At 56.1% G+C, this 23996-nt stretch carries 22 protein-coding genes and 2 tRNA genes; 17 read left to right on the forward strand and 7 right to left on the reverse strand.

Annotated features, from left to right (window positions below):
• Nucleotides 1-74: 74 nt before the first annotated feature.
• The 6 genes from ACIQW9_RS06310 (at nucleotide 75) to ACIQW9_RS06335 (ending at nucleotide 10710) form a co-directional block, all read left to right on the forward strand.
• Nucleotides 75-1358, forward strand: coding sequence for an MdtA/MuxA family multidrug efflux RND transporter periplasmic adaptor subunit (locus ACIQW9_RS06310; RefSeq protein ID WP_402334338.1), 1284 nt, complete (start codon nucleotides 75-77; stop codon nucleotides 1356-1358).
• Nucleotides 1359-1367: 9 nt separating this feature from the next.
• Nucleotides 1368-4508 (forward strand): MdtB/MuxB family multidrug efflux RND transporter permease subunit, encoded by a 3141-nt coding sequence (locus ACIQW9_RS06315; RefSeq protein ID WP_402334341.1) that lies wholly within the window; start codon nucleotides 1368-1370, stop codon nucleotides 4506-4508.
• Nucleotides 4505-7594 carry a multidrug efflux RND transporter permease subunit gene (locus ACIQW9_RS06320; protein ID WP_402334344.1) on the forward strand — a complete coding sequence of 1030 codons (3090 nt, stop codon included), beginning with the start codon at nucleotides 4505-4507 and terminating at the stop codon, nucleotides 7592-7594. The genes ACIQW9_RS06315 and ACIQW9_RS06320 overlap by 4 nt, the downstream gene beginning before the upstream one ends.
• A gap of 17 nt (nucleotides 7595-7611) precedes the next feature.
• Nucleotides 7612-9036, forward strand: a complete 1425-nt coding sequence (locus tag ACIQW9_RS06325; RefSeq protein ID WP_402334347.1) for an efflux transporter outer membrane subunit — start codon at nucleotides 7612-7614, stop codon at nucleotides 9034-9036.
• A gap of 150 nt (nucleotides 9037-9186) precedes the next feature.
• A complete protein-coding gene (locus tag ACIQW9_RS06330) occupies nucleotides 9187-9891 on the forward strand; it encodes a histidine phosphatase family protein (RefSeq protein ID WP_402334349.1) in 705 nt (234 codons plus the stop codon).
• A gap of 126 nt (nucleotides 9892-10017) precedes the next feature.
• A complete protein-coding gene (locus ACIQW9_RS06335; protein WP_402334351.1) occupies nucleotides 10018-10710 on the forward strand; it encodes a glutathione binding-like protein in 693 nt (230 codons plus the stop codon).
• Between the two features lie 57 nt (nucleotides 10711-10767).
• Here the strand turns inward: ACIQW9_RS06335 and ACIQW9_RS06340 are convergent, their stop codons facing one another.
• The 4 genes from ACIQW9_RS06340 to ACIQW9_RS06355 form a co-directional block, all read right to left on the reverse strand.
• Nucleotides 10768-11223 carry a MaoC family dehydratase gene (locus ACIQW9_RS06340; RefSeq protein ID WP_402334354.1) on the reverse strand — a complete coding sequence of 152 codons (456 nt, stop codon included), beginning with the start codon at nucleotides 11221-11223 and terminating at the stop codon, nucleotides 10768-10770.
• Nucleotides 11224-11239: 16 nt separating this feature from the next.
• Nucleotides 11240-11662, reverse strand: a complete 423-nt coding sequence (locus ACIQW9_RS06345) for a DUF1178 family protein (protein ID WP_402334357.1) — start codon at nucleotides 11660-11662, stop codon at nucleotides 11240-11242.
• A gap of 5 nt (nucleotides 11663-11667) precedes the next feature.
• Nucleotides 11668-11754 (reverse strand) — tRNA-Leu (locus ACIQW9_RS06350).
• 58 nt (nucleotides 11755-11812) lie between these two features.
• Nucleotides 11813-11886: transfer RNA gene (locus tag ACIQW9_RS06355), tRNA-Cys, on the reverse strand.
• Nucleotides 11887-12265: 379 nt separating this feature from the next.
• Here ACIQW9_RS06355 and ACIQW9_RS06360 point away from each other — a divergent pair.
• On the forward strand, nucleotides 12266-12988 hold the full coding sequence (locus ACIQW9_RS06360; protein WP_402334359.1) for a response regulator: 723 nt from the start codon (nucleotides 12266-12268) through the stop codon (nucleotides 12986-12988).
• A complete protein-coding gene (locus ACIQW9_RS06365) occupies nucleotides 12973-14124 on the forward strand; it encodes a sensor histidine kinase (RefSeq protein WP_402334362.1) in 1152 nt (383 codons plus the stop codon). The genes ACIQW9_RS06360 and ACIQW9_RS06365 overlap by 16 nt, the downstream gene beginning before the upstream one ends.
• A gap of 28 nt (nucleotides 14125-14152) precedes the next feature.
• On the opposite strand, the gene ACIQW9_RS06370 is transcribed toward ACIQW9_RS06365, so the two are convergent.
• Entirely contained in the window at nucleotides 14153-14299 is a 147-nt protein-coding gene (locus ACIQW9_RS06370; protein WP_402338052.1) for a hypothetical protein, read from the reverse strand.
• Between the two features lie 11 nt (nucleotides 14300-14310).
• Between ACIQW9_RS06370 and ACIQW9_RS06375 the strand changes: the two genes are divergently transcribed.
• Genes ACIQW9_RS06375 through ACIQW9_RS06415 form a run of 9 tightly spaced genes read left to right on the forward strand, consistent with a single transcriptional unit; the run spans nucleotide 14311 to nucleotide 22041 of the window.
• Nucleotides 14311-15669: an efflux transporter outer membrane subunit gene (locus tag ACIQW9_RS06375; protein WP_402337920.1), complete on the forward strand. Its 1359-nt coding sequence runs from the start codon at nucleotides 14311-14313 to the stop codon at nucleotides 15667-15669.
• Nucleotides 15666-16790 (forward strand): ABC transporter permease, encoded by a 1125-nt coding sequence (locus ACIQW9_RS06380; RefSeq protein ID WP_402334364.1) that lies wholly within the window; start codon nucleotides 15666-15668, stop codon nucleotides 16788-16790. The genes ACIQW9_RS06375 and ACIQW9_RS06380 overlap by 4 nt, the downstream gene beginning before the upstream one ends.
• A gap of 3 nt (nucleotides 16791-16793) precedes the next feature.
• A complete protein-coding gene (locus tag ACIQW9_RS06385; protein ID WP_402334366.1) occupies nucleotides 16794-17543 on the forward strand; it encodes an ABC transporter ATP-binding protein in 750 nt (249 codons plus the stop codon).
• Nucleotides 17540-18448 (forward strand): HlyD family secretion protein, encoded by a 909-nt coding sequence (locus ACIQW9_RS06390; protein WP_402334369.1) that lies wholly within the window; start codon nucleotides 17540-17542, stop codon nucleotides 18446-18448. The genes ACIQW9_RS06385 and ACIQW9_RS06390 overlap by 4 nt, the downstream gene beginning before the upstream one ends.
• Nucleotides 18441-19166, forward strand: a complete 726-nt coding sequence (locus ACIQW9_RS06395; protein WP_402334372.1) for an MtnX-like HAD-IB family phosphatase — start codon at nucleotides 18441-18443, stop codon at nucleotides 19164-19166. Before ACIQW9_RS06390 ends, ACIQW9_RS06395 begins: the two co-directional genes overlap by 8 nt.
• Complete coding sequence (locus ACIQW9_RS06400) at nucleotides 19163-20032, forward strand: alpha/beta hydrolase (RefSeq protein WP_402334374.1); 870 nt, start codon at nucleotides 19163-19165, stop codon at nucleotides 20030-20032. Before ACIQW9_RS06395 ends, ACIQW9_RS06400 begins: the two co-directional genes overlap by 4 nt.
• Entirely contained in the window at nucleotides 20029-20403 is a 375-nt protein-coding gene (locus tag ACIQW9_RS06405; RefSeq protein WP_402334377.1) for an EamA family transporter, read from the forward strand. Before ACIQW9_RS06400 ends, ACIQW9_RS06405 begins: the two co-directional genes overlap by 4 nt.
• The gene (locus ACIQW9_RS06410; RefSeq protein WP_402334380.1) at nucleotides 20400-20813 is read left to right on the forward strand and encodes a DMT family transporter; all 414 of its coding nucleotides are present in this window, start codon (nucleotides 20400-20402) and stop codon (nucleotides 20811-20813) included. The genes ACIQW9_RS06405 and ACIQW9_RS06410 overlap by 4 nt, the downstream gene beginning before the upstream one ends.
• A complete protein-coding gene (locus ACIQW9_RS06415; RefSeq protein ID WP_402334383.1) occupies nucleotides 20800-22041 on the forward strand; it encodes a DegT/DnrJ/EryC1/StrS family aminotransferase in 1242 nt (413 codons plus the stop codon). Before ACIQW9_RS06410 ends, ACIQW9_RS06415 begins: the two co-directional genes overlap by 14 nt.
• On the opposite strand, the gene ACIQW9_RS06420 is transcribed toward ACIQW9_RS06415, so the two are convergent.
• Together ACIQW9_RS06420 and ACIQW9_RS06425 are read right to left on the reverse strand one after the other, a co-directional pair.
• Nucleotides 22042-22929: an arginase family protein gene (locus tag ACIQW9_RS06420; RefSeq protein ID WP_402334386.1), complete on the reverse strand. Its 888-nt coding sequence runs from the start codon at nucleotides 22927-22929 to the stop codon at nucleotides 22042-22044. It abuts the gene before it with no gap.
• Nucleotides 22922-23986 carry a GNAT family N-acetyltransferase gene (locus ACIQW9_RS06425; RefSeq protein ID WP_402337923.1) on the reverse strand — a complete coding sequence of 355 codons (1065 nt, stop codon included), beginning with the start codon at nucleotides 23984-23986 and terminating at the stop codon, nucleotides 22922-22924. The genes ACIQW9_RS06420 and ACIQW9_RS06425 overlap by 8 nt, the downstream gene beginning before the upstream one ends.
• Between the last annotated feature and the right edge of the window lie 10 nt (nucleotides 23987-23996).

Below are 23996 nucleotides of genomic sequence, written 5' to 3' on the forward strand. Positions count from 1 at the left end.
ATAATCGATTAACTTTTTTCTATCAATGCGCCCTATAATTAATTTTCCATATCGAGCAGATTCACTTGCCGAACATGACAAATCCATCCGATGCTGATTCAAGCCATCCTCCCGGTTTCCGTTCAGCACGCTTGCGACAAGGCAGGTTTCTGCGGACGATCATCTGGATTGTCATCGCGGCATTGGCAGCAGGCATCGCGCTGTGGTGGTGGAAGGCCGGTTCTTCCAAACCTGCTGACGACAGCGCGGGCGGTCGTTTCGGTCGCAGCAGCATGGCGCAGCCGGTATCGGTGCAAGCGGTACGCCAGCAAGATATTCGCGTGACGGTTAACGCCATCGGCAGCATCAATGCAGCGAACACGGCCATCGTCCATGTGCAGGTGAGCGGCGTACTGCAGGAACTGAACTTCAAGGAAGGCCAGCAAGTGCAGGCCGGCCAGTTGCTGGCACAAATCGATCCGCGCGCTTTTCAAGCCGCATTAAGCCAGGCAGAAGGTGTGTTGGCGCGCGACAAGGCGCAACTGGATAACGCCCGCATCGACCTCGCCCGTTACAGGGATCTGCTATCCAAGGACGCCATACCGAAGCAGCAACTCGACACGCAGGAAGCGCTGGTACGGCAACTCGAAGGCACGGTGAAATCCGATCAGGGCACCGTCGATAGCGCGCGACTGCAATTGTCCTATACCCGTGTGACGGCACCGATCGCCGGACGTGTCGGTCTGAAACAGGCCGATCTCGGCAATGTCGTACAGCCTGCCGATACCAATGGCATAGTCAGCATCACGCAAACCCACCCGATTGCACTGGTCTTTGCGGTACCGGCAGCGAATGTGCCGCTGATTACTACCCGCCTGCGGGCAAACGAAGCGGTTCCGGTGGAAGCGTGGGATCGCAGCGGCAAGACAAAGCTGGCGACAGGACAATTGGCAACAGTCGACAATGCGATTGATGTCACGACGGATACGATCAAGGTCAAGGCACTGTTCCCCAACCTCGACGATGCGCTGTTTCCGAATCAGGCCGTGAGCGTGATCCTGCAACTCAATATCCTGAAAAATGTCATCGCGGTGCCGCAAGCAGCCGTATTGCGCGGCGCACAGGGTTTCTATGTCTATGTCGTCAGTGCAGACAATTCGGTTACCACGCGTGTGGTAAAACCTGGCGCAGTGGACAGTGGCTGGATGACGGTGGAAGGAACGCTGGCAGCTGGGGAAAAAGTCGTGATCGATGGCACCGACCGTTTGCGCGATGGCGCCAAGGTTGCGGTCATCGATCCGCAACAACATGCTGGCGGCACCACACCGGCGAAAAATGCAGGCAACAAAACCAGCAGGCCCAAGAGTTCAGCGAACTGATCGCTTGCCATGAACCCCTCCCGCATCTTTATCGAGCGCCCTGTCGCCACCTCGCTCTTGATGCTCGCCATCCTGCTGGCCGGCTTGCTCTCCTATCGACTGTTGCCGCTGTCGGCCTTGCCGGAAGTCGACTACCCGACAATTGAAGTCACCACGCTCTACCCCGGCGCCAGCCCGGATGTCATTTCGACCTCGGTGACCGCACCGCTGGAGCGTCAGTTCGGCCAGATGTCGGGGCTCAATCAAATGACCTCGACCAGCTCGGGCGGTGCATCGGTCATCACGCTGCGCTTCTCACTTGGCCTGTCGCTTGATGTCGCCGAGCAGGAAGTGCAGGCAGCGATCAATGCCGGTAGTAATTTGCTGCCGGCAGACCTGCCGATGCCGCCGATTTACAGCAAGGTCAATCCAGCCGATGCACCGGTACTCACGATTGCCGTGACCTCACCCTCGCTGCAGGTCACCAAGCTGCACGATCTGGTGGAAAATCGGCTGGCGCCCAAGCTCTCGCAGGTCGATGGCGTCGGTCTCGTCAGCATCGCCGGCGGCCAGCGGCCGGCAGTGCGCATTCAAACCAGCTCGCAGGCGCTGGCTTCACTGGGTCTGACACTGGACGATGTGCGCACCGCAATCGTTGCCGCCAACGTCAATCAGGCCAAAGGCAGTTTTGACGGTGCGCAACGCGCTTCCACGATCGATGCAAACGATCAGTTGAAATCTGCTGCCGAATATCAAAATCTCATCATCGCCTGGAAGAACGGCAATCCGCTACGCCTGCAGGATGTGGCGCTGATTATCGACGATGCCGAAAATGTGCGGCTCGCCGCCTGGTTCGACCGCATGCCGGGCGTGATTCTCAACGTGCAGCGTCAGCCCGGTGCGAATGTGATCCAGACCGTCGATCGCGTCAAGGCATTGCTGCCAAAATTGCAGGCATCGCTGCCGGCATCGATTGATGTGCAGATCGTCGCTGACCGCACGACAACGATACGCGCATCGGTCGATGACACGCAGTTCGAATTATTGCTGTCCATCTCTCTGGTGGTGATGGTTATATTTCTGTTCCTGCGCAGTGCAACGGCCACCATCATTCCCAGCGTGGCGGTACCGTTATCGCTGGTCGGAACTTTCGGCGTCATTTATCTAGCCGGATTTTCGATCAACAATCTCACGCTGATGGCCTTGACCATTTCAACCGGCTTCGTGGTCGATGATGCCATCGTGATGATAGAAAACATTTCGCGCTTCGTGGAAGAAGGCGACTCGCCGATGGAAGCCGCGTTCAAGGGTTCCAAGCAGATCGGCTTCACGATTATTTCACTGACGGTATCGCTGATTGCGGTATTGATTCCATTGCTGTTCATGGGCGATGTGGTCGGACGGCTGTTTCACGAATTTGCCATCACGCTAGCGGTCGCCATTCTCATCTCTGCGGTCGTGTCGCTGACTCTGACGCCAATGATGTGTGCACGCCTGTTGCGCCCGGAGCGCGAACGCAAGCAAACCCGTCTGGGCGTCTGGAGCGCGCAGAGTTTCGATCGACTGGTCGCCAGTTACGACCGCGCGCTCGACTGGGTGCTGGACAGACCGCGTGCGACCCTGGGCGTCTTTGCGCTGACGCTGGTGCTGACCGGCATACTCTACGTGATCGTGCCGAAGGGTTTTTTCCCCGTGCAGGACACCGGGCTGATCCAGGTCATCACCGAGGCCACGCAGACCACGTCGTTCGATGCCATGTCCAAACGCCAGCAGGCGCTGGCCGACATCATCATCAAGGACCCGGATGTCGATCACCTCATCTCGTTCATAGGCGTGGATGGCGCCAACCCCACGCTGAACACGGGCCGCATGCAAATCACGCTCAAGCCTTTCGCGGTACGCGATATGTCGGCCAGCGACATCATACGGCGCCTCAACAACTCCACCGCACGCGTGCCCGGCATTACGGCCTACATGCAGCCGGTGCAAGATTTGACCATTGAAGATCGCGTATCGAAAACGCAATACCAGTTTTTGCTGAGTTCGCCGAATGCCGACGATCTGGCAGCGTCCACCACGCAACTGCTGGCACGCCTGAAAACCGTGCCTGCACTGGTCGATGTCGCCAGCGACTTACAGGATCAGGGCTTGCAGACTTATGTACAGATCGATCGCGAAGCTGCCGGCAGACTGGGCGTCACCGTCGCCGCCATCGATACGGCGCTATACAACGCGTTCGGCCAGCGGCTGATCTCCACCATCTATACGCAATCGAGCCAGTATCGCGTGGTACTGGAAGCCGCATCCGAGCACAGGCGTGGTCCATCCGCGCTGGAAAGGCTGTACGTTCCGGGTAGCACAGCAGGCGCTAACGGCACAGCGATCACCGTGCAAGTCCCCTTGTCTTCGGTGGCGAAGATCGTTGAAAAGACGGTTGCGCTCGCCATCAATCATGTAGGACAATTTCCGGCGGCAACGATATCGTTCAATCTGGCATCAGGTGCTTCGCTCGGCAGCGCCGTCGATGCCATCAGGGCGGAAGAAGCCAAACTCGACTTTCCTCCCAGCGTGGAAACCAGTTTCCAGGGTGCAGCGGAAGCATTTCGCGCCTCCTTGAGCAGCACGCTGATGCTGATACTGGCGGCGGTCGTCACGATGTATATCGTGCTCGGCGTGCTGTACGAGAGTTACATTCATCCGCTCACGATACTCTCCACGCTCCCATCGGCGGGGCTCGGCGCCTTGCTGGCCTTGCTGATCGCACGGCAGGATCTCGGCATTGTCGGCATCATCGGTATCGTGCTGCTGATCGGTATCGTCAAGAAAAACGCCATCATGATGATCGACTTCGCGCTGTATGCCGAACGCGAGCAGAACATGCCGCCGCGCGCCGCCATCCATCAAGCCTGTCTGTTACGTTTCCGCCCTATCCTGATGACGACGATGGCTGCGCTGCTCGCCGCCCTGCCTCTCATGCTCGGCACTGGTGTCGGGCATGAGTTGCGTCATCCGCTGGGGGTGACGATGGTGGGCGGCTTGATCATCAGCCAGATGCTGACGCTGTTTACCACGCCGGTCATTTATCTGGGCTTTGCACAACAGGCGCAACGTCTGAAAGACTGGCAGCAACGGCGTGCGGTAGCACGCGCAGCCAACGAAGGTGCAAGGTGAACATCTCGGCGCCATTCATTGCCCGGCCGGTGGCGACCACGCTGATCACCATCGGCGTGGCGCTGGCAGGCGTACTCGGCTTCACCCTGCTGCCGATTGCACCGCTGCCGCAAGTCGATTTCCCGACCATTTCCGTCAGTGCATCGCTACCCGGCGCCAGCCCCGACACCATGGCTGCTACGGTCGCCACGCCACTCGAACGCGCACTCGGCAGTATTGCCGGCATCAACGAGATCACGTCACGCTCATCGCTGGGCTCCACCAATATCACGATGCAGTTCGATCTCAACCGCGATATCGATGGCGCAGCGCGCGATGTACAGGCGGCGATCAATGCGGCACGTACCTTGCTGCCCACTGGCTTGCCGAGCAATCCGACCTACCGCAAGGTCAATCCGGCGGCAGCGCCTATCATGATCATTGCACTCACCTCTGCCACCCTGACGCGCGGCCAGATGTACGATGCGGCATCGACCGTGCTGGCGCAACGCCTCTCGCAAGTCAGAGGCATTGGCCAGGTGAATGTGGGCGGCGGTGCACTGCCTGCCGTGCGGATAGAACTCAATCCGGACAAGCTGGCAGCCATGGGCATCGCGCTGGACAACGTGCGTCTTGCCATCTCCGGCACCAATGCCAATCGCCCCAAAGGCGCAGTGGAAGAAGATGACCGTTACTGGCAAATCGGCGCCAACGATCAGGCGCGTACTGCAGCCGAATTTGCGCCCGTCCTGCTCAGTTATCGCGATGGTGCGGCAGTACGTTTGCGCGATGTCGCCAATGTCATCGATTCCGTGCAGGATGTACGCAACTATGGCGTCGCCAACGGCCAGCCGGCCATCGTGCTCTTTCTGCTGAAGGAACCGGGCGCCAACATTATCGAAACCGTGCAGCGCGTACGCGATATCCTGCCGCACCTGCAGGCATCGATTCCACAGGCCATCGACGTGAACGTGATCAGCGACCGTACGCCCACCATTCGCGCCTCCCTGCGTGAAGTGGAGCGCACCATGGCCATCTCGATCGGTCTGGTGATTCTCGTCGTGCTGCTGTTCCTGCGCAATTGGCGCGCCACGCTGATTCCCGCCGTGGCGGTACCGGTATCGCTGGCCGGCACGCTCGGCGTCATGTATCTGTCCGGTTACAGCCTGGATAATCTATCGGCGATGGCATTGACCGTGGCAACCGGCTTCGTGGTGGACGATGCCATCGTCGTGCTGGAAAACATTACCCGTTATCTGGAGCAAGGTTTGACGCCGCGCGAGGCGGCACTGAAAGGCGCGCGCGAAATCGGTTTTACCGTGGTATCGATCAGCCTGTCGCTGATTGCGGTGTTCATACCGCTATTGATGATGGGCGGCATCGTCGGACGTCTGTTCCGTGAATTTGCCGTTGTGTTGAGCGCGGCCATACTGGTCTCGATGGTGGTGTCTCTGACGACCACACCGATGATGGCGGCCACCCTGCTCAAGCAGCGCACTGCAAAACGCAGCCCCGGCCGTATCGGGCGCATCCTCGCCTGGTTCAACCGGGCTGTCATTCGCGGTTATCGCCACTCGCTGATCTGGACATTGCGCCATCAGGCGGTCGCGCTGGTGGCGCTGGTAGCAGTCATTGCGCTCAATGTTTACCTGTATGTGGCAATTCCCAAAACATTTTTCCCGCAACAGGATACCGGGGTCCTGGTCGGTGGCGTGCAGGCGGATCAGGGCAGCTCGTTCCAGATGATGCAAAAACGGCTGGATACGTTCATGCGCATCATTCGCACCGATCCTGCAGTAGCCAATGTCAGCGGCTTTACCGGCGGCGGCCAGATCAACTCCGCCAATTTTTACATCTCGCTCAAGCCCCTGGCCGAGCGCAGGATATCGGCAGATGCTGTCGTGGCACGGCTGCGTAAAAAACTGGCGCATGAACCGGGCGCCAATCTGTTCATGGTGCCGGTACAGGATATCCGCATCGGCGGCCGGCAAGCCAACGCGCAATATCAATACACGCTGCAGGCCGACACACCCGAAGATCTGCGCATCTGGGGGCCGCGCGTGATGAATGCCTTGTCCCAGCTTCCCGAACTGACCGACGTCAATACCGATCAGCAGGATAAAGGCATGCAAACATCGCTGCTGATCGATCGCGATGCGGCAACACGCCTGGGCTTGTCGATGAGCACCATCGATACCACGCTGAACAATGCGTTCGGCCAGCGCCAGGTCGGCGTGATCTACAATCCGCTCAATCAATATCGCGTCGTCATGGAACTGGCGCCCGAATTCCTGCAGGGGCCGGAGACGTTGTCGCGTTTGTATCTGACCAATACTTCAGGCGGGCAGGTGCCGCTGTCTGCTTTCGCGCGTGTAGAAACCACCAACACGCCATTGGCCGTCAGCCATCAAAGCGGCGCGCCGGCACAAACCATCAGCTTTAATCTGCCTTTAGGCGTTTCGCTCTCGCAAGCGACCGATGCCTTGAACGCTGCCATTGCCAGGCTGGGCGTGCCAGTCTCGATACGCGGCAGCTTTCAGGGAACCGCCAACGCCTTCCAGGAATCCTTATCGTCGCAACCCTGGCTGATTGCCGCTGCGATTATCGTCATCTATCTGGTGCTGGGCATTCTTTACGAAAGCCTGATTCATCCGATCACCATCCTCTCGACCCTGCCCTCAGCCGGCGTCGGTGCACTACTCGCATTGAAAATGTTCAATACCGAGTTTTCCATCATTGCGCTGATAGGCGTGATTCTGCTGATCGGCATCGTCAAGAAGAACGCCATCATGATGATCGACTTCGCCATTACCCGGCAACGCCACGGTGCGATCACCGCCGGCCCGGCAATTTACCGCGCCGCGCTGTTACGCGTGCGGCCGATTCTGATGACGACGGTTGCCGCCATCTTCGGCGCATTGCCGCTGGCGCTGGGCAGCGGCGACGGTGCCGAATTGCGCCAGCCGCTGGGTATCGCGATTGTCGGCGGCCTGATCCTGAGCCAGTTGCTGACGCTGTACACGACGCCGGTGGTGTTCGTTCTGATGGACAAGCTGCGTAGAGATCCGGGCAAGCGCAGCATGTCCGCCCGACTTGTTCCGGCTTGAGTTACCGAGGATTTTCCATGCGCCCCTACTTACGCATACTCGCCCCCGCCCTGCTGCTTGCCGCGTGCGCCAGCGTTCCTGCGCCACCGACGCCGGCCCCGGCGCCGTCACAATACAAGCAAATCGATATCTGGCAGCACGCCGCTGCGATAGACAACCAGCCGATTCCGGACGATTGGTGGACACTTTTCAATGATCCGCTGCTCAACGATCTGGAAAGCAGGGTAATCGTCGGCAACGAAAACCTGAAGTCGCTGGTGGCGCAGATTGCCAATGCGCGTGCCGTACTAGCCGCCAGCCACAGCGCTATGCTGCCGACCTTATCGGCAGGCCTGAGCGGCACGCGCGACAGCAACCCTTCGACACCCGGCAGAACGGCGGCACAAAATCCGAGCAACAACGTTACGCTGTCAGCCAGCGCCAGTTGGGAAGTCGATCTGTGGGGACGCCTGTCGCAAGCCGTCACGGGCGCGCAGGCATCCTTGCAAGCCAGCGTGGATGACCTGGCTGCCGCACGTCTGTCGGTCCAGGCCACACTGGCGCAAACCTATTTCACGCTGCGCACGACCGATGCGCAGCTATCGCTACTGGAACGCAGTGTCGTGGCATACCAACGCTCGCTCGATCTCACGCAATTTCGCTACGACAGCGGCGTAGCAGCCCGCACCGACGTGTTGCAGGCGCAAACCCAGCTCAAAACTGCACAGGCGCAAGTGGCTGAAGCGACGGCGCAACGTGCGCTGCTGGAGCATGCCATCGCCGTCCTGCTCGGCATTCCACCTTCGGCATTGGGACTGGAGCGCAACGCCCTATTGCCGACCGCACCCAAGGTGCCGCAAATGCTGCCGGCCACCTTGCTTGAACGGCGCCCCGACATTGCCGCCGCACAGAGACGGGTGGCCGCCGCCTATGCACAGATAGGTGTGACCAACGCCGCCTTCTTCCCTGCCCTGACGTTATCGGCCAGCGGCGGTTACAGCCATACTTCGATGGCAAATCTGATCAGTGCACCCAATTTATTCTGGTCGCTGGGCGTATCGCTGGCACAGGCCATTCTCGATGGCGGCCAGCGCCAGCTCGCCAGTGCGCAGGCGCACGCTGCTGCGGATCAGGCAACCTCAAGCTATCGGCAAACCGTGCTGATTGCGCTGCAGGAAGTCGAGGACAATCTCGTCCTGGCCTACCAGTTGCAACAGGAAGCACAACTGCAGCAGGAGGCCCTGCAATCGGCGCAACGTACGCTGGAAATCACACTCGATCAGTACCGTGCCGGCACCGTCAGTTATCTGAATGTAGTGATTGCACAAACCACGGCCTTGAGCAGTGAAAATACCCTGCTCAATACGCGCAACCGGCAACTCGCCGCCGTCAATCTGCTGCTGAAAAATATTGCCGGGCGCTGGGAAACGGATATTCCACCCATCAAAAAATCACAAGGATAGCGTCGCGCATATTTCGATATTCAGCTTAAAATCTTCTGCATTCACCCTTTGCTGTATTTTCTAGGTGAACACTACCCAAGAACTGGCTGTCGGCAGAAAAATGTTTTGCGCCGGCCAGATTGATCCATTCAACCCCGAAATGAATTACACATGAGCGCAACAAAAAGGCGGCGTGTCTATCTGATGCGCCACGGCAGTGTGACCTACTTCGACGCCGACGGCACGCCCTATGCGCCGGATGAAGTACCGCTGAATGAACAGGGCTGCAGGCAAACCAGCGCTGCCGGACAGGTCTTTGCGCAACAAGACATACGTTTCGACCGCGTGATCGTATCAAATCTGCCGCGCACGATCGAATCTGCGCTGCGCGTGCTGGCAGAAACCGGCCAGCAAATCGAACTCGAACAATGGCCGGAATTTCAGGAAGTGCGCGGCGGCGTGCTGGAAGACATCCTCGACGATGATCTGGAAGAAGCCTTCACCAGCGCCTTCTCCTGCATGGCAGAGGAACACAGGCAATTTCTCGCAGGCGAAAGCGTCGGCCAGTTGATCGATCGCATACATCCCGTCATCGATAGACTGCGCGCAGATACATCGTGGGATACGGTGCTGCTGGTATTGCATGGCGGCGTGAATCGCGCCGTGCTGTCCTACGCCATCACCGGCCAGCGGCTATTCCTCGGCAATCTGGAACAATCGCCCGGCTGCATCAATGTGCTGGATGTCGGCGAACGCGCCAACGACTGGGTCGTGCAAACAATCAATTACGCGCCGCTACTGCCGCTGCAGACAGAATCGCGATACACCACAATGGAAGAAGTGCTGCATCAATACCGTAAATCGCGCGGACTGTAAGCGCATACCTTCGTCTGTTCTGGGCCGGCAAATTGTCAGACCATGCAGACGCACCCGAATTTCTGCATAATCGTACAAAGTTTGCGCATGCGTTTTTGTACACCACGGCTACTTCAGGAGAAAAAATTGATAGACCTCTATTCCACTGCCACGCCCAACGGTCACAAAATTCACATCATGCTGGAAGAATGCGGCTTCCCTTATCGCATGCATCATGTCGATATCGGCGCCGGCGACCAGTTCACAGCGGAGTTTCTGGCGATTTCGCCCAACAATAAAATCCCGGCAATTGTTGACAGCAAGGGGCCGGACGGTAAACCGATGTCCTTGTTTGAATCGGGCGCCATTCTGGTTTATCTCGCCAGCAAGGCAGGCAGATTTCTCGGCGCGACCGATCGCGAAAAATTCACGACCCTGCAATGGCTGATGTTTCAAATGGGCGGTGTCGGACCGATGCTCGGTCAGGCGCATCACTTCCGTCTCTATGCACCGGAAAAAATCGACTATGCGGTCAATCGCTACACGAATGAAGCAAAGCGTTTGTACGGCGTCATCGACAAGCGTCTGGAAGCAAGCAGCTACCTTGCCGGCGAGACCTACACCATCGCCGACATTGCCACTTTTCCGTGGCTGCGCTCGTGGAAAAATCAGGGGATAGAGTTAGCGGATTTCCCCAACGTGCAACGCTGGTTCAATGAAATCAGTGCACGTCCGGCAGTGCAAAAAGGCGTGACAATTTTTACCGATGTACGCAAGCCGATCACGGACGATAAGTCGAAGGAAATATTATTCGGTGCAACGCAGTACGCCAAACATTAATCAAGACAGACCAGGCGAACGATTTTTCGCAGCAGGAAAAATTGTTCGTCTTCTCTGCTAGACGTAATGCCGCAGTATCAGCTCCGCCACACAGACCGGTTTTTCACTCTCCGCACGTTCCATCGTCGTCTTCCAGATCATCTGCACGCCACCGGAAATTTCTTCCACCGATTGCAGCATCAGTCGTGCGCGCACCCGGCTATCGACCGGCACAGGCGCCGGGAAGCGCACTTTATTCAAGCCGTAATTCACGGCCAGTTTGCAAGGTGGAAAAGTGATTGAAGACTGCAACAGCATGGGCAGCAGGGAAAGCGTCAGGAAGCCATGTGCAATCGGCACACCGTATGGTGATTCGCTACGGCAGCGTTCGATATCGACATGTATCCATTGATGATCGCCGCTGGCTTGCGCAAACAGATTGATGCGCGCCTGATCGATCAGCACCCAGTCGGATATTGTGACTTCCTGCCCTGCCAGATTCTTGAGTTCGTCCAACGAGGCGATGTGGCGCATATCGGTTCCGGTTAAGTTATTGCAGCGATTGTTTCGATGCAATTGGCATCGGCAAGGATACGACATCTATACCTTCGTCGGCGAGTGCTGCACGTTCGTCAACCGTCGCCACACCGCGAATGCCGCGCTCGGGCGCCTCATTGTAATGAATACGACGCGCTTCTTCGGCAAACTGGGTACCAACATCTTCAGTATCGGCAATCACCTTGCGCGCAAATTCCATCAATTGATCCTGCACACGATTACCGTCCTCACGCGCACGCGCAGTGGCACCGGATAAATTCAAACGAGGAGAAGATGGCAGGCGTTTGATCGCTTGATTGCCGCACAGTGGGCATTCGATCGAATGTTGCGAGGATTGCGTGAGAAAGTCATCTTCGGAGGAAAACCATCCCTCAAAGCAATGATCGTGTTCACAACAAAGGTTATAGACTTTCATGAGTTTGGTGCCCGGGACCGGAATCGAACCGGTACACCGTTACCGGCGAGAGATTTTAAGTCTCTTGTGTCTACCTGTTTCACCACCCGGGCATGTCACGATTCTAAAACAGACAAAAAATAAAAGCGCTCTCGGCGCTTTTGGAAAAACTGGAGGCGGGGGTCGGGATCGAACCGGCGTAAACGGCTTTGCAGGCCGCTGCATAACCACTTTGCTACCCCGCCATGGGGCCGTATTGTACCGCGCTTGTCATATTTCCACACGCGCATACAAACCGTATCCGAAATTTCAGAGCATCGGCGCATAAAAAAGGAAGCTGCTGACGAGCTCCCTTTAGGAAATCCGATGCGGAAAGATTTTCCGGCAGCGCGTATTATGCCCTAGTATGGCTCACGTTTGCAAGACGTACCGGTGCACAACTATTTCACAACGCATTTCGCAGAGCCCAATAAACGGCGTGAGCATATCTGCCCCTGCAGTTGCGATCTTTCCGCTGGCACAAAAAACCGGAAAAAATCAACCGCCGCAACGACACTGGTCATGCGATATCTCTTTGCTTAGAATGTTGCCTTCCCCACCGTGACAGAATCGGAATTTTTATTCATGCATAAAACGCACGCGACGTCTTTCCCCCTCGTACTGGTCGTCGAAGACGAACCCGAACTGTCCGACATTCTGGTGGCCTATCTACAGCGCGACAATCTGCGTACCTTGCATGCAGCAACCGGACCAGACGCCTTGCGACTGTTCCGCGAACATCATCCTTCCATCGTCTTACTCGACATCCGGCTGCCAGGCAAGGATGGAGTGGATGTATTGAAGGAAATCCGTCAGGAGAGCGATACGCCTGTCATCATGACCACCGCACTGGCCGACGATATAGACAAGATGCTCAGCCTGCGACTCGGAGCCGACGATTATGTTGTCAAACCCTACAATCCGGCTGTAGTCATCGAGCGCGTGCGTGCCGTGCTGCGTCGAACCTTGCGTGCACCGGAACCACTTAACGACGTTCCCATGCGCATAGGCCAGCTCGAAATCGACCAGCAGGCTTACACTGTGCGCGCTTACGATGCGCAGGAGCGCCCGGTTGTGCTGCCGCTGACACTGACCGAATTCCGCATTCTGGTCTGTCTCGCAAAACGCCCCAAGCGCTGCTTCTCACGCGCGGAACTGATTGAGGCATGCCTGCCGGAAAGCGATGCACTCGATCGCGTCATCGATTCTCATCTCAGCAAGCTGCGCAAAAAATTGCAGGATGCCGGCTGTAACGATTTGATCGAAACCGTGCGTGGCATTGGATATCGTTTATGGCGCGATTCCTAGACCGTATCTGGATACGCTTCGGGCTGGGCATCGCTGCAACGGTGCTGGTCACGATGGGCGTCATGGCCATTACCAGCTACGTCTATGGACAGCTGGAATTTGAACGTTTCCGCGAAAGCCTACCAGACAAGGTACGCGTCGAATTCGATCTGCTCAATGCGCACGATATGGAAGACAGTCCGCGTGCGGTAGAAATCTATAGACAGTACTGGCTGGGCAATCGATGGGATACGGACATATTCGCGCTCTTCATCGATTTACTGGTGTGCCTGCCGTTTGGACTGATCGCCGGATTCTGGACTTCACGCATGATCACGCAACCAGTGCAATCGATTGCCGAGGCTGCGCGCCGGGTTGCCGTAGGCGATTTCAGTGTGCGTGCCGATGCGCGTAATCGTGGCGGAGAAATGACCAGCCTCGTCAACGATTTCAATCACATGACCGATGCGCTCGAAACGCTGGAGCGCGAACGCAAATCCACCATGGCGGCTATTTCACACGAATTGCGCACGCCATTGGCCGTGCTGCAGGCCAGACTGCATGCGATCTGCGATAACGTGATTCCGGCTAATCCGAAAGAGTTTGCCCGCTTGCTCGATCAGGTACGCCATCTGACGCGTCTGGTCGATGACCTGCATACGCTATCCGTGGCCGATGCAGGACGTCTGTCCCTGCATCGCCAGGACATCAATCTGGTCGCACTGGTCAACGATGTATTGTCCAAGTACGCCAGCCGTCTGGCAGCACATGGGATACAGGCCGAGATGACCGTACAGGGAGGGATTCCCCATATTCAGGCAGATGAGGATCGCCTGCATCAGATATTGAATAATCTGATTGAAAATGCACTGCAATATGCGGAAAGCGGCGGCTGGCTGGGCATCGATCTGCAATACAGGAATAACGATATTGTTATTTCTGTCAGCGATGCGGGCGAAGGGCTGTCCGAGGATATGCATGAACAGGTATTTCAACGTTTTCAACGCCTGGACCCATCGCGCAATCGCGCCACCGGCGGCAGCGGATTAGGCCTGTCAATCGTGCGTACGCTGGTGGAATTGCAAGGTGGCCAGGTTTCCATCGACAAATCCGAACGTGGCGGCGCGCGTTTCATCATTCGCTTGCCGCACGACTAATTCATCCCCCTCACACCCCTCCCCTCCATCATTTCTCCACAATATCTGCATGGCAGCGCAATCTTGCGCCGCCAGAATCGGGTTTTTGGCAGCCTCGAGCTATTTTGCCTCTTGCCACCCTTTCAAGCGGATACCCATTTGCTGCGATTTCCTCTCCCCAGATTTGCTGTTTCATGCGTATCGCTAGTGCTGGTGTCAGGCTGCGCGCAGGTGGACATGCCCAAGCTGCCCAACCTTCTGCCGTCCCATTGGACGCAGACGCCGGCCGTATCTGCTCCCGATAAAAATATTCCACCTGTCGATCTGACTGGTTGGTGGAAACGTTTCGGCGATGCCGAGCTGGATGCGCTGGTCGAACGTGCATTGAGTTCAAATATGTCGCTGCGACAAGCCAAACTCAGACTGCAGGCAGCACGCGCATTGGCAGGCAATGTCAGCAAAAGCTATTTGCCACAATTGGACTTCAGTTCGTATGGAACAGAAGATGCTGCGGCAATAGACGCTTATTATCAATTGAGTTTGAACGCAGTCTGGAAACTAGGCTTGTTCGGCGATCAAGAAGGTGCCGAACGACGCGCTGGTGCCAGCTTAGAACGTGCTGCAGCTGCCGAGCAGGAAGCAAGAGTGGGGCTGGTGGCTGAAGTCGTCCGCAATTATCTGGAACTGCGTGCAGCACAACAACAAATTGCAACGGCAGAAGAACTGGTCGCTCTCGATAGACGCACCCTGGAATTAACAGAGGTACGTATCACCAACCGTTTAGCCGGTCCTGATCAACGCTTGCAATTGCAAGCACGATTGGCACGCACGCGAGCAGCACTCAGTCTGCCCAAACAAGCAGAGGCGCGCGCGCTATACGCGTTGGCAGCATTAGTCGGACAAACCCAACCAGACAGTACTTGGTCACAGCCTCATCCCTTACCGGCTTTGCAAGCAGGAGGCATCACACAAATTCCGAGTGATCTATTACGTAGCCGCCCTGACATGCGTGTCGCCGAAGCAGAAGTATTGCAAGCCGTTGGCGAACTTGGCATTGCCAAATCAGCGCTGTATCCGCGTATCGCACTCGGCGCATCCTATCTGTACTCCTACAATCTGACCCAGAACGGAAGATCGACCCAAAACGGCGTGCCTACCATCGGACCGCTGATCGATCTGCCGCTGTTTGATTGGGGACAACGTAAAACCATCGCCACAGCGCGCCAACATGAAGTAGACGCATCACTCGCCGGTTATCGACAAGTATTGCTGGACAGTGTTGCGCAGGTAGAAACCGGCATTGCATTGCTCACGCAAGCTCAACAACGCGTGCAACATCTGCGCGATGCACTTGCAGCAACGCAAACGATGGCAGATAAAGACCGTTCATTAACGCGACTGGGATTATCCAGCGAGTGGAGCGGTATCGAATACAAACAAAATGTGCTGCAGGCAAAGCAATCGCTGACTGCTGCTGAAACTGATTACGGCATTGCATACGCCACCTTGTTCCGCGCTCTCGGCGGCGCTCCGCTGCCACTAGCTGATAACGAGCCGCAATCATGATTCCACTGGCACGCAAGACGCTACTGTACGAATGGTTCCGCTTCATGCCGGCTGTGATGGCCGTCGGCTTTGCCGGCGTTCTTCTCGCCGTACAAGCTGCGTTGGTGATGGGAATTTTCGGTAGTGCCGCGGTGTATGTCACCGCCTCTTCCGCTGATTTATGGGCTGGTTATCCCGGCACGCAAAGTGTCAATTTCGGCCGTCCGATAGGACAGGATGTAGAAATGCGCTTGCGCATGGATCCAGACGTGACCGCGGTAGAACCATACATCTGGGTCGATGGCGATTGGCGCGGCAGTGCCGGTGCCAGCGGCGTTTCGGTTTATGTATCCGGTATCGACACACAGGGCAGCATGATGTTTTCGCGCATACTTTCGCCAGGTATGCGCCAACTGTTGCAAGAACCTGGTGCCGTCATCATCGATCGTGCCGAGCGTGATCAATTACGCGCTGGAAACGATGATACAGCCTGGATCAATGGCCAGCGCGTCCATATTGTTGCGGCTCTCAATGGCTTGCGCGGGCTGGGTGGCGTCAACGTGATCACATCGCTGGACACCGCACGCATGCTGCAAACAGACGGCGCGCAAGGCCCAAGCTATTACGTCGCCAAAATACGCAGTGACGCGAAGCCAGCAACGGTTGCAGCGCACTTCGAACCTGATCCACGATTCGGCCCATTCTCGGTATGGACCGCACGCTCCTTTGCCAAACGCTCCCAACTGTATTGGCTGTTCGATACCGGCGCCGGTGTAGCAGTGCTGTTCATGGCCACGATAGTGTTGCTGGTTGGTGCCGTAATTACCAGTCAGTCGTTGCTTGGTGTGGTCGCATCTTCAGCGCGTGAATACGCGATGCTGAATGCGCTCGGCGTCAGTCATCGTTCGCTCAGCCGTGTCGTCATCTCGCAATCCGGCTGGATAGGCGGCGCCGGATTGATCATTGCAGCACTGGCTTCTACCGCATTGCTCTCTATCGCTGCCGCATATGGTGTGCCCATCAATATGAGCATATCGGTCGCGCTGATTTGCACGGTCTTGGTCCTGATACTGGCACTCGTTTCCGGCCTGTTTGCATTGCGCGGATTGATGCGTGCAGACCCTACCCTGTTGTTAAGGTAAATCATGCCGCTCGACATTAACAACTCTCCACCTAGTCTGGCCGCCGAACGCGTCAGCAAGTCTTTTCTTTCCGGCTTGGTACGTATACACGTCCTGCAACGGTTATCGGTATCAATTTACCCAGGTGAATTGACATTGATCTCCGGACCATCCGGCTGCGGCAAAAGCACTTTGCTATCGCTGCTCAGTGGACTGCAGGCACCGGATGAAGGACGTGTGACGGCGCTTGATGAAGAGCTGGGCAACATTGGCCGGCATCAACTGGAACGCTTCCGCCTCAAGCACACAGGATTCGTGTTTCAAGGCTTTAATCTTTTCCCTGCACTGACCGCTTGCGAACAAGTGCAATTGCCGCTTGGTTATATGGGCATGAACGACAGCGATGCGCGTAAAAGCGCATTGGCCGCGTTGGAAGAAGTCGGCATGTCGCATCGTGCCGACGAACGCCCAGCCAAACTGTCCGGTGGCGAGCGTCAACGCGTTGCCATTGCACGCGCGATCGCCAAGCAACCACAACTTTTATTTGCAGATGAACCGACCAGTTCACTCGATGCTGACAATGGTCAGAACGTGATCGACATCTTGCATCGCATCGCCCACACGCATCAAGCCACCGTATTGTGCGTCAGCCATGATCCACGCCTGATCCGGCACGCCGACCGCGTACTGGAAATGGAAGATGGCGTGATCCGCAATGATTGGCGCCCTGAACGTAACCGGCCCACGTCACTTTATAAAGAAGGACAACAATGATGAATGCCCACCGGCATATTTGCAGCCTGCTGACTCTGAGCGCCTGCATAAGCCTGACTGCCTGCTCCGATGACAAACCGGCAGCAGCACCTAAAGCTGCTGGAAACGATCATGCCTACGTTGCCATCGCACGCGGCAAGATTGAAGCCCAAGGAGGCTTGGTCTCTATCCAACCAGCACAAGACGGTCGTGTCGTACGTTTGCCAGTCAACGAAGGACAACAAGTTGCGTCCGGTGCTGTACTCGCAGAACTCGACAGTCGTAATGAGCAAATCGAATTAAGTGAATCTGAGGCGCGTCTACGTCAAGCGCAAGCACAGGCGCAAGCCGCTACTTTGCCGCTGTCCGGTGCACGCGATCTGGCACAACGACTGCATCAAGCGGCTGAAGCCGGCGCCAGCGATGTACAGCGCGCAGATGAAGCCAATCAACGCGTACAACAGCTACAGGCTGCCGCCACGATCTCCGGTAATGATGTCGCGATTGCACGTGAACGAGTAGAAGCGGCCAAGCAACGTCTTGCCGCACGCACTTTGCACGCACCGCAAGCAGGCACGATCATCATGCTCGACGCCACCATCGGCACACAAACTTTGGCACAAGGTGGCAAGCCACTGATGACCTTGTTGCCAGCGCGCCCACCGCAAATCCGTGCCGAGTTGAATGAAAGTTTTGTATCGCAAGTCAAACTCGGCATGCATGCCGACGTCAGCATCGAAGCTGACCCGCAACGCAAACCCCTACGCGCACGTGTAGTACGCATCGGGCAGGTATTCGCTAATAGTCGTCTCAGCGACGATGGCAATCCACGCAGCAATTTACGCGTGGTCGATTGCGTACTGGCCTTCGATGAAGTGCCTGATGTACGCATCGGACAAAATGTGAGAGTGAGTTTCCATGAATAAGAACCTGAACTTCCGCCCTGTCACGGCATCCAGACAGGCACCATCCGAGATGTCGGAATGGGCAATCCAGTGTGATTTCGACGGTACCATCAGTACCGTTGACGTCACCGATTCCCTGCTTAATCGCTTTGCCCGTGACGGCTACGAAGAATTGGAAGAAGCGTGGGTACGCGGAGAAATCGGCTCGCGCGTTTGCATGCAAAAACAAATCGCCTTGCTCGATATGAGCATGGACGACTTGCACGCACATCTGGATCTGATTGAAATCGATCCCGCCTTCCCTGCTTTCGTACAAGCTGCATCTGCACGCGGACTGCCGCTACAAATCGTCAGCGATGGCATGGACTATGTCATCTCTTATGTATTGAAACGTCATGGCCTCGGCCATCTGCCGGTCCTGGCCAATCACTTGGTACAAACCGGACCACGTAACTGGCAATTGCAATCACCACACGCCAGTGCGGCTTGCAGCCGTAACAGCGGCACTTGCAAATGCGCGCTGCTGGAAACACAACGCGCCAAGCATCCACGCGTGCTTTTCATCGGCGATGGCACATCCGATTTCTGCGTATCCGGTCAAGCCGATTTCGTATTGGCCACCAGCCGCTTGCTAGAACATTGCCGTAAACACGCTTATGCGCACGCCGCTTTTGCAGACTTTGATGAAGCCATTACGCTGCTGTTGCAGGTAGTCGCAAGAGAGGAAGTACAGGCATGACCGAACATGAATTTCTGTTCGAAGGTGGACGTACTGGTGTGCTGCTGATACACGGGTTGACCGGTACACCAAATGAAATGCGCCTGCTCGGTAAAGGCCTGCATCGTGCCGGCCATACCGTGTATGGCATGCAACTCGCGGGCCATTGCGGCACGACAGATGATTTGATTGCCACCAACTGGCAGGATTGGTACGACAGCGTACGCGTTGCAGCCGATCATCTTCGCACGCGCGTGGATCGAATGTTTGTCATGGGCTTATCGATGGGCGCACTGTTGTCTCTGAAGCTAGCCGCCGATCAACCAGAAAAAGTGGCCGGCGTAGGCGCATTGGCGACTATGTTCCAACATGATGGCTGGAGCATACCGTTTTATACGCGACTCAGTTTTTTGCTGCGTATTTTCAAAGTGCTGCATATTGGCCGCAATGGTTTCTTCACTGAACAACCGCCGTATGGCATCAAGGATGCTGTATTACGTAAACGCATCGTGGCACAGATGCATTCCGGTGATAGCTCGGCAGCTGGTCTGCCCGGCAATCCTTGGTGGTCAATAGCAGAACTGTATGGGCTGGCTGCAGAAGTGCGCCGTCAATTACCTACCATCACCACCCCCTGCTTGCTGGTTCACGCTACTGAAGACGATGTGGCCAGCCTGGAAAAAAATGCATTACTGGTGAAAAATAGCGTCAAAGGCCCGGTACAAACACTGTGGCTGCAAGACAGTTATCACATGGTGACCATAGACCGTGAGCGCCGGCTGGTGATCGAACAGGCGTGCAACTTCATCGCGCAGACCTTAAACATAGATTCTCCAACTACGGTAAAGCATATCGGCTCTACATCATCCGGACTGGTTCTGGCATGACAGGCACAAGCTTGCCGTGGCTGGCAATTGTGCTGTGGGCCGCCAATGTGATCGTCGATAGTGCCGGTCAATTGGCATTCAAGGCCGCTGCCATCAATGATGCAGATGCCGAAGGTTTGACACGCTGGTATCGGATGGCGCAGCAACCGTGGCTATGGCTGGGTATAGGCTGTTACGTACTGGAATTCGTATTGTGGCTGGCTTTTCTATCGCTGGTGCCACTGTCGCAGGGTGTATTGATGGGATCGATCAACATCGTCGCCATCATGCTGGCGGGACGCTGGCTATTCCGTGAACGACTCACGCGCTTGCGCGTGATCGGCATCCTGCTGGTGTCATTGGGTGTAGCGATTGTGGGACTGCCGGCATGAAAAAACGCTTCTATGTATTCGGCTTTCTGTCCCTGCTGGCCTTCGATACGCTGGCGCAGCTAAGCTTCAAGTACGCTGCCATCCATGCATTGCCACTGCAGGCAGATACAGCATGGCTGCTGCGTGTATTCAGCATGCCATGGATTTATGGTGCCTTTGTCGGCTATCTCGGCGCATTCTTCAGCTGGATGACGCTGCTGAAACACGCCCCCATCGGTCCAGCCTTTGCTGCTTCGCATCTGGAAATTCTCTCCGTCATGCTGCTGTCAGTCTGGCTGTTTAACGAAAAAATCGGTTGGCCGCAGATGCTGGCTGCCGTTCTGATTGTGGCTGGCGTCATCTGTCTTGCCTTCAGTGAAAACGAACTCCACCCCGAAGCCGCAGATGGCGAGGAACATGCCGTTCGCTGAAAGTAAAAACGCCAGGTACGAGGTACCGCCGACCGCCGGCCTGCCCTTGTACCTGAGCGATCTTCTGCCTGGCAGCGCTGACCTGGCAGCCGCCATCGCACATTTCCTGAACGTAGAACACGTGCAACTGGAAAGCTCAGGCACCGCTGCATTGGTCATTTCCTTGCATGCACTGCATGACATCGCACCGACACGCGACGTCGTCATCGTCCCCGCCTATACCTGCCCGCTGGTTGCATTGGCAGTCGCACAATGTGGCCTGACGCTACGCATCTGCGATCTGCTGCCTGACAGTCTGAGCATGGACCCTGTCATGCTGGCCAGTCTGTGCGATGCCAGTACACTAGCCATTCTGCCCACGCATTTATGTGGAAGAATCTGTGCCGTCGCACCTATACAGATATGTGCACGCGCCTGTGGTGCATGGGTGATTGAAGATGCTGCGCAAGCACTGGGGGCGCGTGTAGATGGCCACAGCGTCGGCACTGAAAGCGACCTCGCCATTTTCAGTCTCGCGGTCGGTAAAGGTTTGACTATCTACGAAGGTGGCATTCTGATCGCACGTGATGCCGCAGTGCGTGCTGCCTGTGCCGAGGCTAGTGCACGTCTTGCGCCAGCGCGTCCTCTGGTCGAATGTCAGCGTTCGCTGGAACTGGCTGCCTATACGGTGCTGTATCGTCCTTCACTATTACCCCTCGCCTATGGCAAACCATTACGTCGTGCCCTACAAGTCAACGACTGGCTGGAGGCTGCGGGTGATCGCTTCCCTACTCGTACCGTGTTGCATCGTCCTGGAAAATGGCGGCAGGCAGTTGGCGTACGTGCGCTAACAAGATTGGCTGCATTTCAAACAAGCACACGTGAACAAGCTCTACGGCGTCTGCCGCAATTGCGCGCCATCGAGGGAGTCGTGCCATTTGAAGATGAAGAAGGCAGCGGCACATGGCCGGTGCTCAGTTTGCTCATGCCGGACCACTCGCGTCGCGATGCGGCATTACAGGCTTTATGGGGAATGGGATGCGGTGTGAGCCTGCCTTTTGTGCATGCCCTGCCCGACTATACGTATTTGAATGAATTGATACCGGCTGCCGCGCAAGATCAACATGCTTTGCCGAATGCACGCATGCTGGCTACACGCGTACTGACAATCAGCAATAGTCCGTGGCTGGACGACGCAACATTTGCATCTATCTGCAACACGCTTGCCCGTATCTGCAAACAAGCATAATTAATCTATGCTCATCGCCTGCTGCAAACGCGTCACCAAGCGCTCATTCAAGGCTTGCTGATCGACCTGCCAAGCTTGCAACATGGCAGAAGGAATCGCCAAGGTCTGTTCATCACCTGCACTCAGCCAACGCTTCCACGCACTAGCATGTCGGTATTCCGAAACGTCACCAGTAATATCGCTGGCTATCATTTGACCATCGAGGGTAGCGATCATTCGCATCAACTGTTCTTCCAGCAGCTGCCCCTGATCCCAGTTGGTACGCACCACATCCGGGCTGAACGCATCCTTATCGATGGATAGATAAGTATCTTCTTTGTTCTCAGCCAGCATTACGCACACTGCATCCGTCAGCGTTGCAACATTATCGAAGTTGTGAAAAGCATGCTTAAGTCGCAAGAAGCGCGACCAGCTCGTATCTACACCTACGCTCCAATAACTGAGCTTGCCTGCCAGCAGCGGCGTCAGATAGTTTTCCCACGCATGACCGCTGCCAATATCGGAAGAAGTAATTCCGACTACATGCACATGACTGACCTGCGGCAGCATCGCCACGCGTCGCACCCATGAACCACAATGCACACCAAACAGATAACGCATATTGTCTGGATGATTGTCGATCACTACCAAACGTAGCGGGCGTTGCCGCTTTTCAGCCAAACGTTTTACCAAGGGCAAACTCAGATGATGAAAATCGCCGCTCCCCATCAACACCGGACCATATTCAGCTGGCAACTGCGTGTCCAGATAACGATCAAATGCATCCAATACACTGCGACGGCAACCAAAGCGCAAACGCTCCTGCCAATCCTGCAACGGCACATGCAATGCGCCATCCGGCACACCGGTAGAACCGTCAAGGTCCAGCACTATCGGCTGCTTATGCATGATGCTGCTCGCCCCATTGTCTATCGCTTTCAAAGCTGCCTACGAATCGTCGTGCCAGCGCACGCAACACTCGATTACGCACATACACCGCATGCCTCGTATAAGTAAAGGATGCGCCTAAGTCAGCCTTGACCTGCGGATCGGTCCAGCCTGCTACGTAATGTGTGAGCCCACGCTCCAAAGCGTACTCAAGATTCACGAACCAGCTGATGAAATACAAATTATTCTCGCGTGCTTGCGGATAACGCAAACCGATATATTTATCGATCAATCGTCCATTGTGCTCAAAGCACAGGTTATAGCCTATCAGCTCACCTTCGTGTCTATATTCGAAACTGATACCGCCGTTATTGCCATCGCGCAGCATAGCCGCAAAGAAATCGCGCGTGAGCAAATCGAAATGTATTTCGCTCTGCTTATACACATCCAGATACAGCGCGTAATAAGTATCGACGGCAGCATCGTCGTCAAAGAGTGAATTTCCGGTATGTACGCGGTCTATCTGCAAACCATCACGCTTGCGTAATTTACGGCGCAGGTTCTTACGACGACTGTTAGAGAGTCGTTCCAGATAGGTATCAATGCTATCGAAATCGATAGCCACATAAGCCAGCGCCTGTCCCTCGACCAAGACAAATCCCTGCTCCGCACACGCGAGCGAAAATTGTTCCGCACGTGCATTGGCATGTGCATCAAGTAAAGGAGATTGTTGTGGAATGTCTTTTACGATGACGAGACGATAATCGCGCCCCGGCGCACGGCGCAAGCTGTCGGCAAAGGTGACAGGCTCGGCATCCGGCAACAACGTGTATTCAGTAACGGTAGTACCGACAAACGCAGTACGCACACGTAACCATGGCAGCCAACGGCTGGCCCAAGGCAAGGCATGCACACGTCGCCGCAATGTATCGTCAGCTGTCGTCAATAAATCAAAAGACGCGACGAAACCAGGTGTGCCGTGCAACAGTGAAAGAGGCGCAAACCCTTGCGGAGGATGCGCCTCAAACAGTGTAACCAGCGCATCCGGCTCGAGCTGATTCAGGCGTGTCGCCGACACGCCATCCTGC

This window comes from Herminiimonas sp. NPDC097707 (genome assembly GCF_044761395.1).
GTDB lineage: Bacteria > Pseudomonadota > Gammaproteobacteria > Burkholderiales > Burkholderiaceae_D > Oxalicibacterium.